We start from the raw sequence: 13871 nt of genomic DNA on the forward strand, positions 1-13871 counted from the left end.
TGTCTAGAGATGAGTACTGCGCAGACGGATCGGATGAGCGACAACGACCGCTCGATCACGGGCTTTGTAATGATCTCCCACGCGGTCGTCCACACGTACGAGCTCTCGATCCCGATTCTGATGGTAATCTGGCTCACTGAATTTAGCGTGAGCACGGCGATTCTCGGCACTGCGGTCGCGGTCGGCTACGGCCTGTTCGGCGTCGGTGCGCTGCCGGCCGGCATTCTGGTCGACCGGTTCGGCTCGCGCGAACTCGTGTTGGTCTGTCTGGCCGGGATGGGTGGCTCGTTCCTGCTCTTGAGCGCCGCACAGGGCATCGTGTCGATCACGCTGGCACTCTGTGTCTGGGGAATCGCGGCGAGTATCTACCACCCGGCGGGGCTCTCGTTGATCTCGACCGGCGTCGAACAGCGCGGCACCGGCTTCGCCTATCACGGGATGGCCGGCAACTTCGGCATCGCCTTCGGGCCGTTGCTGACGGCGATTCTGCTGTTGTTCTTCGACTGGCGTCTCGTCACTGCAATTCTCGTCGTCCCGGCCGGCCTCGCGATTCTCTACGCGGTGACGGCGAGTTTCGACGAGAAGGCCGCCGTCGAGACACAGCCTGATGGCGGTCGAGAGCCGGCAGACGAGGACACCGACACCGACACTGACACCGGCGGACCGACCGACGAGCAGGCCGACGGGCAGATGTCGCTCTCGCGATTCCTCTCGGACAGCCGCGCGCTGTTCACCCTCGGTTTCACCGTCGCGATGGTCGTCGTCATGATGAACGGGCTGTTCTACCGCGGCACGCTGACGTTCCTGCCGGACGTACTGAGCGACTTCATGCCCGACGTCGCCGAGCAGCTCCAGTTGTTCGACCCCGATAGCCCGATGGCCGAGGAGTTCGATCCGGCCTCCTACCTCTACGCCGGGCTCTTGATGGTCGGTATGGCCGGCCAGTATGTCGGCGGAAAGCTCACCGACCGCATCCGGACCGAGACCGGACTCACGATAATCTTCGGCTCGCTCGCCGTCGTTGCGGTCCTGTTCGTCCCCGTCGCCGAAGCCGGCCCGATTCCGCTGCTCATCATCGGATCGATACTCGGCTTCCTGCTGTTCTCGCTCCAGCCGATGTATCAGGCGACCATCGCGGAGTACAGTCCGCCCGGTGAACGCGGCCTCTCCTACGGCTACACCTACCTCGGTGTCTTCGGCGTCGGTGCCGCCGGCGCGGCGATTGCCGGCTTCCTTCTCTCGGTCGGTTCCGTCTGGCAGACGTTCACGGCGCTCGCCGTCTTCCCTCTCACGGGCGCACTCCTCGCGATCGTGCTCCGCAGAACCGGCGATCGACGCGACTGACCCGTTCCGCTCTCACTTCGTCCGTTCCGTCGTTCTCGTCGGCCACAACGGCACTGTCGGTACCTCGTCTCCGCTCCGTCCCCGCCATTGGTCCTCCAGTCGACACCACGAGATGCACAGTATCCGGCACCGATCCGCACTCGAGTACGGCCCGGACCAGTTGTGTACTGTTCAACTCCACTCACTAAATTCGTCCGTCGAATCAACACAGCGTTTGTTACAGGACAACAATTAACTACCCGTGCGCCGATGGACAGTATATGCTAGAAGAACCCACTGGCAATCTGGACGAGATCCCCACGACGATCCCGCACTGGTACGACCCGGACGGGAGTCCGCTGACACTCGAGTCGGGTGACGGTGCGACGGTCGCCGACGACGACGGCGAGGAGTACCTCGACTTCGCCTCGCAGCTGTACTGCGTCAACGCTGGGCACGGCAACCAGCAGATTATCGACGCGATGACCGAGCAGCTAGAACAGATCCAGTACGTCTCTTCCTCGAAGCATTCGCCAGTCCGATCCGAACTCGGCGAGCGACTGGTCGATATCGCGCCCGGCGACCTCTCGCACGTCATGTTCTCGGTGACCGGCAGCGAGGCGAACGAACTCGCCGTCCAGCTCGCGCGCAAGCACACCGGCGGCTCGAAGATCCTGACCCGGTGGCGCTCCTATCACGGCTCGACCTACGGCGCCGGCAGCCTGACCGGCGACCCCGAAACACGCGCCCTCGTCGAGAGCCACGCCGCGACGACCGGGTCGACGAAGTTCCTCCCCCCGATGTCCCACCCGTCGCCGTTCAACGCCGACAGTCCCGAGGAACTCGCCGAGCTGGCCGCCGACCATCTCGAGTTCGTGATCCGCAACGAAGACCCCGACTCCATCGCCGGGATCATGATGGAACCAGTCGCCGGCTCGAGCGGCGGCTACCCGGCACCGCCGGGCTACTTCGAGCGCATCCGCGAACTCTGTGACGAGTACGATATTCTGCTGATCGCAGACGAAGTCATCACCGGCTTTGGCCGCTGTGGCGAGTGGTTCGGCATCGAAACCGAAGACGTCGAACCGGACATGATCACCTTCGCGAAGGGGGTCACGAGTTCCTACGCCCCGCTCGCTGGCGTGCTCGCCCGTCCAGAACTCGTCTCGGGCGTCCAGGAGGACGGCTTCGACCTCGGGCAGACGTTCGGCGGCCACCCCGTCGGCTGTGCGGCCGGTCTCGCCGCGATCGAGGTCTACGAAAACGGCCAGATCGACAACGTCCGCGAGAACGCCTCGCTGTTCGAGCGCGGACTGGCCGAACTCGAGTCCCAGTACGATGTCGTCGCGGACGCGAGGGGCCGTGGCTACCTCTGGGGCGTGGCCTTCGAAGATCCGACAACTGGAGAGCCGTTCTACGACCCGCGTGTAGACGGTGACGACGTAGAGAATCCGGTTTCGGACGTCGTCTCGGGGCTCGAAGACCGCGGTGTGCTCGTTGGTACCGGCCGCCCGGCGACTCAGATCCTGCTCTCGCCGCCGCTGTGTACGACAGCCGAGGAGATCGAGACGGTTCTCGACGCACTGGACGCGGCGATCGCGGACGCGTTCTGAGGTCGCGGCCGCGATCGGAATTCAGCGAACAGCCGCTTTTATTTGACGCACGACAAACGAACAACCGTCTTTATCTCACGCGACGAACGAACGGTCAGCAGCATATGATCGAGGCAACCCTCTGTTTTGTTCTTCGCGAGTCCGAGACTGACGGGACCGGCGAGGCTGGCGAGACCGACGAGACCAGCGAGACCAGCGAGACTGACTCGGACACCGATGTCCTCCTCATCGAAAAACGCCGCGGCCTCGGCGAGGGCTGGTACAACGGCCCCGGCGGCAAACTCGAACCCGGCGAAACGCCACGGGAGTGCGCCGCCCGCGAAACTCGCGAGGAGGTCGGCCTCGAGATTGCGCCAGACGTACTCGAGTACGCCGGCGAACTCACCTTCCTGCTCGACGAGGAGGTCCACACGGTCTGTCACGTCTTCCGAACGACCGAGTTCGCCGGCGAACCGCGGCCCTCGGACGAGGCGCGGCCGGAATGGACGCCAGTCGACGACGTTCCCTACGATCAGATGTGGGAGGACGACCGCCTCTGGCTGCCGGGCGTCCTCGCAGGTGACACCGTCGCTGGCGAGTTCCACTTCGCGGGCGGGCCGCCACTCGACGAAGCGGCGTTCGTGGACCACGAACTCGAGTGGGGCGTTTCGTTCGAGTCACGAGACGGCGACGGAACAGACACCAGTGGCGAAACGGAAGCGGCCGGCGAGTAGACGACCCCCCGGTAATTCAGAGTAGAACTCGCCCGTTCGCTGGCAGTTCAGGGCCGCAGAACGACCTTTCCTGAACTCTTTCGGTCCTCGATGTACTGGTGTGCTTCGGCCGCGTTCTCGAGTGCGAACTCCTCGCCGAGGATGACCTCGAGGTCGCCGCTGGTGAGCCCCTGTGTGAGGTCGGGGACGGCCTTCATGATCTTGCTCGGGTCGTGGTAGGAGGCCTGGCCGAGGTGGAAGCCGGAGACGGACTTATTCTCGAAGAGGAGTCGACGGTTCTCGGCTTCGGCTGGGACGCCGCTCGCGACGCCGTAGGTGACCATGCGGCCGAAGTGGGCCATCGCGTCGAGACTGCGCTCGAAGACGTCGTCGCCGACGCTCTCGAGGACGAGGTCGACGCCCTCGCCGTCGGTTTCCTCGTCGATGACCTCACGGAAGTCCGTCTCCGTGTAGTTGATCGGGTGATCACAGCCCAGCTCACTCGCGAGGTCAAGCTTTTCCTGCGTGCTCGCGGTGCCGAAGACCTCCGCGCCCGCGTTCGAGGCTAGCTGGACGGCGGCAGTGCCGACGCCGCCGGCAGCAGCCTGGATGAGTACGGTTTCGTCCTCCTCGAGGCCGCCCCACTCGAACAGACAGGAGTGAGCGGTGAGGAACTGGACGGGGAAGCCGGCGGCTTCCGCGAAGCTCATGCCCTCTGGAATCGGGAAGAGCATCTGGGCGTTCGCGGTGGCGTACTCGGCGTAGCCGCCGGTGTTAAGCATCGCGACGACGCGGTCGCCCTCGTCCAGGCCGACCCCCTCGCCGGTGGCGTCGATCGTGCCTGCGGCCTCCATGCCGGGGACGTAGGTCGGCTCGGGGCCGCTGGGGTAGACCCCGCGGCGCTGCATGATATCCGCGAAGTTGATCCCGGCGGCCTCGACCTTGATCCGGACCTCCCCCGCGTCCGGTTCGGGGAGGTCAGTGTCGGTGACCTCGAGTTGCGAGCTGTCGCCGTACTCAGACACTTCGATAGCCTGCATAGCTTACCAATTGTAACATAGGTGCATAAGTGTATGAGAACTGGAAACCATCGGGGCGGTGTTTCTTCACTTGGCAGTGGCTGCTGACTGGCCAACGGTCTGTGCGCGTACACGCGTTCGCACACCTTCGCATGGTTTAAGAGCGCGCTGACTGAGTATCGAACTAATGAGCGACGAAAGTCAGGAACTCGGTATCACCGAGTCGAAATCGCACAAACCCGGTGAGTGGTACGCCGAGGTCGTCCAGAAGGCGAACCTCGCGGACTACGCACCGATGGGCGGGTTCATCGTCACGAAGCCCCGCGGCTACGCCCTCTGGGAGGGCATTCAGGACGCCCTCGATGGCTGGTTCAAAGAGACCGGCGTCGACAACGTCTACTTCCCGATGTTCATCCCCGAGAGCTTCTTAGAGCGAGAAAAGGACATCGTCGAAGGCTTCGACCCCGAGGTCGCCTGGGTCACCCACGGTGGCCACGACGAACTCGAGGAGCGCCTCGCCGTGCGCCCGACCAGTGAGTCCATCATCGCGCCGTTCATGGCCGACTGGACCCGCAGCCACCGCGACCTGCCGCTGCGACTGAACCAGTGGTGTTCGGTCGTCCGCTGGGAGGCCACCGAGACGAAGCCGTTCTTCCGCACGAAGGAGTTCATGTGGCAGGAGGGCCACACCGCCCACGCGACCGACGAGAGCGCCTGGGAGGAGGTCTGGACCCGCCTCGACCAGTACGAGAAGGTGTACGAGGAGGTCCTCGCAATTCCCGTCCTGCGCGGGAAGAAACCCGAACACGACAAGTTCCCCGGTGCGGACACCACGACCACGGTGGAAGCGTTGATGCCCGACGGCAAGTCCGTCCAGGGCGCGACCAGCCACAACCTCGGGCAGAGCTTCGCCGAGGCGTTCGACATCTCGTTCGTCGACGAGGACGAGGAAGAGCAAACCGCCTACACCACCTCGTGGGGCCTCTCCTGGCGCGCGCTCGGTGCACTCATCATGACCCACTCCGACGACCAGGGGCTCGTGCTCCCACCCACCATTGCACCCACGCAGGTCGCCATCGTCCCCATCTGGCAGGAAGACACGAAAGACGACGTCCTCGAGTACTCCCAGAACATCGCGGACGAACTCGAGGACGCTGGTTTCAGCGTCGAACTCGACGACCGCGACGAGCGCAATCCCGGCTTCAAGTTCAACGAACACGAACTCAACGGCGTCCCGCTTCGACTCGAGATCGGTCCGCACGAGGTCGAGGACGAGGAAGTCACCCTCGTCCACCGGCCCGACAACGAGGAAGCTGTCGAGGGCCGTGACGGCATCGTCGATGCAGTCGACGACCACCTGGAAACGATCTTCGACAAGCTATACGACACGGCAGCCGAGAACCTCGAAGCGAACGTTCGCGAGGCCCATAGTCCCGAAGACATCCTCGGAACGCTCGGCAAGCACGGCGGCTACGTGAAGACGCCGTGGTGTGGCGACGAGGCCTGTGAAGAGGTCATCAAGGAGAAGATCGCCGCCGAAATCGTCATGCAGCCACTCGAGGACGAGGGCGGGACGACGGCGGGCGAGGTTCCCGAACCCGACCACGACGAGTGTGGTGTCTGCGGTGACGCGGCTGACGAAATCGCGTACTTCGCGAAGTCGTACTGACACGTCAGTGAGGCAGTCACCTCGCAATCACGCCGCCGGGTTCGACTGACTCCATCCGGGTTTTCTCTCATCACGACACGGCAGCGGTGCGTGTCGTGTGCGTACTCACCTACGTGATTGGTAGTCCATCAGTCTGTCAACAGGAATCGTCATACTGGCTGCTGACGGCGGAAGCAGCGGGATCATCACCTGTCGGCGAACGAGTCACTCAGCAACACCTAATGGTTTAACCCAAGAGTGCTTACCACTGGCGTCGAAACCACCGGTGTGGTGTTCACTCTGGTGGGTGAGCACTACGTGCCTCTGACACTTTCCGCTGTTGTGTTGACCACGACGGTATCCGAGTTGCATCTCTAGCACGGCAGACAGAACTACAGTCCGAACACACAAATCGAGTCGTCCTGCTCAGATACTGTCGAAATATACACCTTATATCCATGCATATGTGTCTAGAATACACTTAGCCATTATGGGTTATCCTCTTATATCCGCTTTCGGAAGCAAAGGGTATGCCACAGCCACACAGAGCACCATCCACCGGCCGTTCGCAGGGGCTCGCAGACCCTACGGACGAACGGTCGAACTGCGGTGTCGGCGTCGTTATGGACCTTGATGGTGGGTCGAGCCACGACACCATCGCAGAGAGTCTCGAACTGCTCCGGAACCTCGAACACCGGGGCACCACCGGCGCTGAATCGAACACCGGCGATGGGGCCGGAATCATGCTGCAGACGCCCCACGATTTCTTCGACCAGGAACTCGAAACCGATCTCCCCGAACCGGGCAGCTACGCCGTCGGTTCGCTCTTCTTTCCGACCGACGACACGGCTCGCGCGAAACTCGTCTCTCTTCTCGAGGACACGGTCGCGACCTACGACCTCGACGTGCTCGCCTGGCGCGACGTTCCCACCGAGAACGACGGGCTCGGCGCGACCGCACTCGAGTCCGAACCGGACGTCCGGCAGGTTGTCCTCACGGCGACCGACGACGTGAGCGGCGACGAGTTCGACCGGCGACTGTACGTCGCACGGCGGGCACTCGAGAACGCGGTTTCGGCGGCCGACATCGACGGAAGCGAGCGCTTCTACATCTGCTCGCTCGACTCGCAGACGATCGTTTACAAGGGGCTGCTCAAGGGCGAGCAGGTTCCGTCCTACTACCCAGATCTCACCGACGAGCGCTTGGAATCGACGTTCGCGATGGTTCACGAGCGCTTCTCGACGAACACGCTGGGGGCCTGGGAGCTGGCCCATCCTCACCGGAACGTCATCCACAACGGCGAGTTCAACACGATTCAGGGGAACATCAACTGGATGCGCGCGCGGGAGACGGACATCGAGAGCGACGTCCTCTCGGACCTCGACACCGTCACACCGATCATCGACGACCCCGAGCAGTCGGACACCGCGAGCGTCGACAACGCGCTCGAACTCCTCCTGCAGGACGGCCGCGACCTGGCCCACGCCCTGCGGATGCTCGTTCCCGAGGCCTGGCGCGGCGACGAGTCGATGCCACGAGAGCGTAGAGACTGGTACGACTTCCACGCCTCGCTGGTCGAGCCGTGGGACGGCCCTGCCCTCGTCGCGGCGACCGACGGCGAGCGCGTCGGTGCCGTGCTCGACCGCAACGGCCTCCGGCCCTGCCGGTACGATGTGACGACGGACAACCGTCTCATTATGGCGAGCGAAGCTGGCGCGCTCGACACCGACCCCGCTAAGATCGCCGAGCGCGGCCGCCTTCAGCCGGGACAGCTCTTCCTCGCCGACCCCGAGGAGGGCCGGGTCATCCCCGACGACGAAATCTTCGCGGATCTCACCGACGACCGCTACGGCGAGTGGGTCGCCCAGGAGCAGGTTCGACTCGCGGACATCCGAGCGGGCGAGGACAGCACGCCCCGTAACGCCGTCTCGAACCTTCGCGACCAGCAGGCCGCGTTCGGCTACACGCACGACGAACTCGAGAACCTCCTCGAGCCGATGACGACCAAGGGGAAGGACCCGGTCGGATCGATGGGTGACGATACGCCGCTGTCGGTGCTCACCGAGTACAACCGGCCGCTGTTCTCGTACTTCAAGCAGCTGTTCGCACAGGTGACCAACCCGCCGCTCGACTACATCCGCGAGGAACTCGTCACGAGCCTCGAGAGCCGACTCGGCTACCAGCGCAACCTGCTCGACGAGTCGCCGGCCCACGCCCGACAACTCGTCGTCGACTCGCCCGTGCTGACCGACGCCGACCTCGCGTCGATCCGTGACTGCTCGACGAACGGGATCACGGCGGCGACGATCGACATCACGTACGACCCAGCAGACTCAGATTCCGATTCAGCCGGTACGGAACTCCGAGACGCCATCGAACGCGTCCGCGAGGACGCCGTCGCAGCGATCGACGAGGGCCACGACGTGCTCATCCTCTCGGATCGCGCCGTCGACGACGAGCGGGTTGCGATTCCGAGCCTGCTCGCGACGGGCGGCGTCCACCACCACCTCGTGCGAAACGGGCTCCGAAACCACGTCGGTCTCGTCGTCGAGTCCGGCGAACCGCGCACCGTCCACCAGCTCGCCACGCTCGTCGGCTACGGCGCCGGTGCAGTCAACCCGTACCTGGCCTATCAGACCATCGCCGACCTCACCGCGGGCCCCGACGGCGCGGACACCGGGGCCGCCATCGACGCCTACATCGGCGCACTCGAGGACGGCCTCCTGAAGACGATGGCCAAGATGGGGATCTCGACCGTCGAGAGCTACCAGGGAGCCCAGATTTTCGAAGCAGTGGGCCTCAACTCGGACCTCGTCGCAGAGTACTTCGGGGGGACCGAGAACCGCACCGAGGGTATCGGCCTCGCCGAGATCGAGGCAGACCTCCGCGAACGTCACGCGGCCGCCTTCGCAGCCGACGCAGACGAGCCCGACCTCGACCGCTACGGCGAGTTCGAACACCGCTCCGACGGCCTCACCCATCAGTGGAATCCAGAAACCGTGGGGACGCTCCAGCAGGCCGTCCGCTCGAACGACTACGAGCGCTACCAGGAGTTCGCCGACCTGATCAACGACCAGAACCAGAACCTGCAGACGCTCCGGGGGCTACTCGAGTTCGACGCCGATCGCGATTCCGTTCCGATCGAGGAGGTCGAGCCAATCACGGCGATCGTCGAGCGGTTCTCGACGGCCGCGATGAGCCTGGGCTCGCTCTCGCCGGAGGCCCACGAGAACAACTCGATCGCGATGAACCGCATCGGCGGGAAGAGCAACTCGGGCGAGGGCGGCGAACCGCCCGAGCGCTTCGGCACGGAGAAGGAGTGCAACGTCAAGCAGGTAGCCTCCGGCCGGTTCGGCGTCACCTCGACGTACCTCTCTTCGGCCGACGAACTCCAGATCAAGATGGCCCAGGGATCGAAGCCGGGCGAGGGTGGCCACCTGCCCGGTGAGAAGGTCAACGAGATGATCGCCCACGTCCGCAAGTCGACGCCAGGCGTGGGGCTCATCTCGCCGCCGCCGCTGCACGACATCTACTCCATCGAGGACCTCAAACAGCTGATCTTCGACCTGAAGGCGGCGAACGAGGACGCGGACATCAACGTCAAGCTCGTTTCCGAAGCCGGCATCGGCACGGTCGCGGCGGGTGTCGCGAAGGCCAACGCCGACGTGGTCCACATCTCGGGTCACTCCGGCGGCACGGGTGCCTCGCCGCGCACGTCGATCAAGAACGCGGGGCTGCCGTGGGAACTCGGGCTGGCAGAGGCGAACCAGATGCTCTGTGAGACGGGCCTGCGCGACCGCATCCGTGTCTCCGCCGATGGCGGCATGAAGACCGGTCGCGACGTGGCCGTCGCCGCCCTGCTGGGCGCGGAGGAGTACGTCTTCGGCACCGCCTCGCTCGTCACCTCGGGGTGTGTGATGGCTCGGCAGTGTCACAAGAACACCTGTCCGGTCGGCGTCGCCACCCAGCGCGAGGATCTGCGTAAGCGCTTCCCCGGCGAACCCGAGCACGTCATCAACTACATGACGTTCATCGCCCAGGAACTGCGCGAGATCATGGCCGAGCTCGGCTTCCGCACGGTCGACGAGATGATCGGTCAGGTCGACGTTCTCGCCCAGCGCGACGATATCGAGCATCCGAAGGCTCGCACCGTCGACCTCTCGGCTGTGCTTGCCGAGCCTGCCGGTGACGTGCGCCGAAAAATCCGCGAGCAGGATCATGGTCTGGGCAACCAGCTCGACCACGAGTTCATCGAGAGCGCGGCGGATGCGATCGACGGCGGCGAACCGGTCGTCCTCTCCGCGGACGTGGCAAACGTCGACCGCGCGGTCGGCGCGATGCTCTCGAACCGGATCACGAGCCGCTACGGCGAGGCCGGCCTTCCGGCGGACACGATCACGGCCGATCTCGAAGGCACCGCCGGCCAGAGCTTCGGCGCGTTTCTCGCGAGCGGCGTCTCGATGCACTTGACCGGGGCCGCGAACGACTACGTCGGGAAGGGTCTCTCGGGTGGAAAAATCACCGTCCGAACACCGGAGAACGCGGCCTACGATCCGAGCCAGAACGTCGCGATCGGCAATGTTGCGCTCTACGGCGCGACGGACGGCCAGCTGTACGTCAACGGGGTCGCGGGCGAGCGCTTCGCCGTCCGCAACTCCGGCGCGAAGGCTGTCGTCGAAGGCGTCGGCGACCACGGTTGTGAGTACATGACCGGCGGCGTCGTCGCCGTCCTCGGCGAGACCGGCACGAACTTCGCAGCCGGCATGTCCGGTGGTGTCGCCTACGTCTACGACCCAGACAGCGACTTCGAGCGAAGGGCAAACACCGGAATGGTCTCGCTGCACGACGAGCTCGAGGACGAAGACGAGGAGATGCTCCGCCGTCTCGTCGAGAACCACGTCGCCTACACCGGCTCCGAGCGCGGTACCGAACTGCTCGAGAACTGGGAGCGTGCGCTCGATGCCTTCGTGAAGGTCATGCCCGAGGCGTACCACGAAGCCATCACCGAGCAGGGATCAGACGACGTTCGGGGCGAACTACCGGGTGTGCCCGAAACGGAGGGTGAAGCCGACGCCGACGCCAACACCGACACCGACGCAGAATCCACCGGCTTCGCCGCGAGCGACGACTAGCCGAACTGCGATACCGACCCGGCTGGTCGTTCGCTGGCAGTCTGTGAGAACGTTGTACTCGAGTCGGGGTTGCTGTCGTCAGTCTGTGCCCATTATCGATCTCTGGGGCCTGAATATCACCCTGGCGAGAGCGGTATAGAACAGGGCGCAGACGCCATTGTGAACAGCTGTCACGCGAGATACGCAGAGTGGCGACTTCTCACCATCAGTCTCTGTCGAGCGGTACAGATGAATCGTCTGGCCACCAGTTTCGTCTTCGAATACCCTGATGCACCTGTGCAATGATCCCCAACAACGGGAGTTCCAGCAGTGGCCCGATGACCAGCGCCAGCGGAATCAAGGGCTCGTGTGGAAACGCGACGACGGCGATTGCAAGCGCGGTCGGAGAGTTCCGCGATAAAACCGTGTTGTTGAAACAGACGAGCTCTTCGTACGAGAACGACAATGCCTGTCCGATTCCGAATCCGACGGCGAGAGTGATGGCATAAAAGAGAACAACTGGCACCGCGAGCAGTGCGAGCAATTCCGGGTTCGCGACAACCTCCTGGCCCTGTGAGGCGAACATCGCTCCGATAGCGAGACTCAAGAAGAGAACCTGAAGTGGGCTGAGTTTCGGGAGGAACGACCGTCGAAACCACTGGTCACTTCGCCAGCGAATCAGCCCCTTTCGGGCAGCTACTGCGAGAACGAGCGGAACGATCAACACGAGAACGACGCTCTCGAGTAGTAACTCGAGTGGTAGTTCGACGAGTTCACCGGCAAACACGTACAGATAGACGGGCAGTAAGACGAGTTGCAAAACGAGGTTGTATGGAAGAATGGACGTCGCAAGCGGAACATCGCCATCAGCAATGTCGGTGAAAATCAGGTACCAGTCCGTACACGGCGTGACCATGAGCATAATTAGGCCGACCCACAGTGCAGGATGCTCACGAAGAAAAACCGCACCGAGAACGACAGCGAGCACTGGATTCCAGACGAAATTCACCAGGAGACTCGTGCCGGCGACTCGACGATTTCCGAAGGCGGACCGAAGCTTCGAGAGAGGCATCCCCGCGAACGCCCCGAACAGCATCACCATCAAAAATGGGAGGATAAGCACATCTGCGACCGATGGGACACCAGAGACCTGTCCAAGGGCGAGACCGCCGACGATTGCCCCGAAGACAAACACAGTCTGGTACTTTTCGACGAAATCCATCCTCGGTCATCCTTACAAAGGACTGGCCGTAAGTATACGGCTTCCTGCCGAGAGGCGTCCAGAACGCTGGCCGACTTTTCTCGCGTGGCCATCAGCCACTACGCGGGTCGACCGGCTGTGCGGTTCATCAGCCGTCTGATCGAACAAAAATCGGGGGAACCCGTCGCTAACCTGTGCTCAAACAGTGATATCGACCATCGTGTCCAAAAAATCGAATCGACGAACGTAAACAGGAGCTCAGTCGTCGATTTGACGCGATCGCCGAGACTGACCACGTGATACTGGCGCCGCGTCACCGCACTATCGAGTACCGCGTCCTACCTGGCGGCTGTCGGGTGATCCTGGCACGATCTGATCCGGTCGTGGTAGTCGCGGTACGAGCCGGCCGTGTGTTTGGTCACCGAGTGCAGGTTCTCACCTCCATTACGACCACATCATTCACTCCAACTAACTTAATCTTTAGCCCCCTCTAATTATCCGCCGTCAGTCATCGTCAGTTCCGGCCGAGTGTGTGGAACTCGTCGTTCGGCCGCATCTCGGCGAACATCGCCATCCGGTTACTCAGGTTGTAAAACGCCGTCACGGCAGCAATGTCCCAGAGTGCTTCCTCGCTGAATCCGGCTTCGCGGAGCCGGTCGAGATCCGATTGCTCGACCTCCATCGGTCGCTCAGTGAGCGTCACGGCAACGTCGAGCATCGTCCGATGAGCGTCGTTGATATCCGCGGTCCGGTAGTTCGACACCAGCTGATCCGCTAACTGCGGGTCCTGTGCGTAGATTCGTACGAGCGCCCCGTGTGCGACGTTACAGTAGTAACAGTGATTGACACCGGAGACTGCAACGACGATCATCTCGATCTCTTCGCGCTCGAGTTCGGTGTCCTCGACGAGCGCGTCGTGGTACTGGAAGAACGCCCGGAAGTGTGAGGGTTTGTACGCGAACGCGGAGAACACGTTCGGCGTGAAGCCGGCGCGCTCGGTTTCCTCGGTGATCCGTTCCTGGAGGTCCTCGGGGAGTGCTTCGAACTCCGGGACTGGGAAGTTCGCCATGGCGTCGTCTGCAAGAGACGGCGTGGTGCTCGATTCTGCAGTTGTATCGTCGGCTGAGTCCGGGTCGCTCATGCACGCTGGTTCACACGTCAGCGTAATAACTCACGGTCCTCGCTTGCGCGTACTGGACGAGGTCCTCCAGTGACCAAGCGCCTGCGCAGGTAACGCCGGCGAGCGCGTCAAAAAACCGAGTTT

8 protein-coding genes are annotated in these 13871 nt (G+C 63.3%); 5 read left to right on the forward strand and 3 right to left on the reverse strand.

The genetic code is table 11. The annotated features are described in order from the left end of the window. Positions 1-9: 9 nt before the first annotated feature. The 3 genes from C483_RS13890 (at position 10) to C483_RS13900 (ending at position 3649) form a co-directional block, all read left to right on the forward strand. Positions 10-1344, forward strand: a complete 1335-nt coding sequence (locus C483_RS13890) for an MFS transporter (RefSeq protein WP_006653994.1) — start codon at positions 10-12, stop codon at positions 1342-1344. A gap of 260 nt (positions 1345-1604) precedes the next feature. Further along, the gene (locus tag C483_RS13895) at positions 1605-2936 is read left to right on the forward strand and encodes an aminotransferase family protein (RefSeq protein ID WP_006653995.1); all 1332 of its coding nucleotides are present in this window, start codon (positions 1605-1607) and stop codon (positions 2934-2936) included. Positions 2937-3040: 104 nt separating this feature from the next. Continuing rightward, a complete protein-coding gene (locus C483_RS13900; protein WP_006653996.1) occupies positions 3041-3649 on the forward strand; it encodes an 8-oxo-dGTP diphosphatase in 609 nt (202 codons plus the stop codon). A gap of 47 nt (positions 3650-3696) precedes the next feature. On the opposite strand, the gene C483_RS13905 is transcribed toward C483_RS13900, so the two are convergent. Further along, positions 3697-4668, reverse strand: a complete 972-nt coding sequence (locus C483_RS13905; RefSeq protein WP_006653997.1) for a quinone oxidoreductase family protein — start codon at positions 4666-4668, stop codon at positions 3697-3699. Positions 4669-4834: 166 nt separating this feature from the next. On the opposite strand from C483_RS13905, the gene proS reads away from it, so the two are divergent. Both proS and gltB read left to right on the forward strand, forming a co-directional pair. Then, the gene (proS, locus tag C483_RS13910; RefSeq protein WP_006653998.1) at positions 4835-6316 is read left to right on the forward strand and encodes a proline--tRNA ligase; all 1482 of its coding nucleotides are present in this window, start codon (positions 4835-4837) and stop codon (positions 6314-6316) included. Between the two features lie 509 nt (positions 6317-6825). Then, entirely contained in the window at positions 6826-11427 is a 4602-nt protein-coding gene (gene gltB / locus C483_RS13915; protein WP_049912720.1) for a glutamate synthase large subunit, read from the forward strand. A gap of 205 nt (positions 11428-11632) precedes the next feature. On the opposite strand, the gene C483_RS13920 is transcribed toward gltB, so the two are convergent. After that, positions 11633-12628 (reverse strand): arsenic resistance protein, encoded by a 996-nt coding sequence (locus C483_RS13920; protein ID WP_006654000.1) that lies wholly within the window; start codon positions 12626-12628, stop codon positions 11633-11635. A gap of 493 nt (positions 12629-13121) precedes the next feature. Next, positions 13122-13748 (reverse strand): peroxidase-related enzyme, encoded by a 627-nt coding sequence (locus C483_RS13925; protein ID WP_006654001.1) that lies wholly within the window; start codon positions 13746-13748, stop codon positions 13122-13124. Between the last annotated feature and the right edge of the window lie 123 nt (positions 13749-13871).

The organism is Natrialba hulunbeirensis JCM 10989 (assembly GCF_000337575.1).
Lineage (GTDB): Archaea > Halobacteriota > Halobacteria > Halobacteriales > Natrialbaceae > Natrialba > Natrialba hulunbeirensis.

Bases quoted from the DNA above. Each gene is read 5' to 3' on its own strand.
- C483_RS13890 (WP_006653994.1), top strand. From the start codon at position 10: ATGAGTACTGCGCAGACGGATCGGATGAGCGACAACGACCGCTCGATC.
- C483_RS13895 (WP_006653995.1), top strand. From the start codon at position 1,605: ATGCTAGAAGAACCCACTGGCAATCTGGACGAGATCCCCACGACGATC.
- C483_RS13900 (WP_006653996.1), top strand. From the start codon at position 3,041: ATGATCGAGGCAACCCTCTGTTTTGTTCTTCGCGAGTCCGAGACTGAC.
- C483_RS13905 (WP_006653997.1), bottom strand. From the start codon at position 4,668: ATGCAGGCTATCGAAGTGTCTGAGTACGGCGACAGCTCGCAACTCGAG.
- proS (WP_006653998.1), top strand. From the start codon at position 4,835: ATGAGCGACGAAAGTCAGGAACTCGGTATCACCGAGTCGAAATCGCAC.
- gltB (WP_049912720.1), top strand. From the start codon at position 6,826: ATGCCACAGCCACACAGAGCACCATCCACCGGCCGTTCGCAGGGGCTC.
- C483_RS13920 (WP_006654000.1), bottom strand. From the start codon at position 12,628: ATGGATTTCGTCGAAAAGTACCAGACTGTGTTTGTCTTCGGGGCAATC.
- C483_RS13925 (WP_006654001.1), bottom strand. From the start codon at position 13,748: ATGAGCGACCCGGACTCAGCCGACGATACAACTGCAGAATCGAGCACC.